Origin of the sequence: Vibrio sp. 10N.261.52.A1, from assembly GCF_002876325.1 — a bacterium.
Taxonomy (GTDB): Bacteria; Pseudomonadota; Gammaproteobacteria; order Enterobacterales; family Vibrionaceae; genus Vibrio; species Vibrio chagasii.
In genome coordinates this window covers 1-300 of record NZ_MCYD01001432.1, presented here as the reverse complement: position 1 = coordinate 300, position 300 = coordinate 1, and the positions used below count along the sequence as shown (strand labels likewise).

1 protein-coding gene is annotated in these 300 nt (G+C 39.3%); it reads right to left on the bottom strand.

Annotated elements, in window-relative coordinates; genetic code table 11:
* Window positions 1–272 (bottom strand): DUF3450 family protein (locus BCT81_RS28810; RefSeq protein ID WP_133152775.1); only part of this gene is annotated, 272 nt, incomplete at its 3' end.
* Window positions 273–300 lie beyond the last annotated feature (28 nt).

The following is a 300-nucleotide window of genomic DNA, read 5'->3' as shown; positions in this document are numbered from 1 at the left end:
TCAATGCTTTGAGCTTCTTTGTTTTGGCTCTCAACTAATGCAGCAAGGTGATCGTGATAGATTTCTAGGTTTTTAACTTCTTCTTGCAGACGCTCAATCTCAGCTTGCAGCATTAAAGTCGCTTGTGAGCTTTTATCAATAACCTTTTGGCTCGAAGCCGACGCGTTATTGGTCTTGTTTTGAATTGATTGAGCTTGATCCAAGCTATTGGCCATAGAAGACGTTGCAACCAAACTGATGGCAAGCGCTAGGCTAGATTTTAAAAGATTCATAATTGTAGTCATTTACTATAGAAGAAGT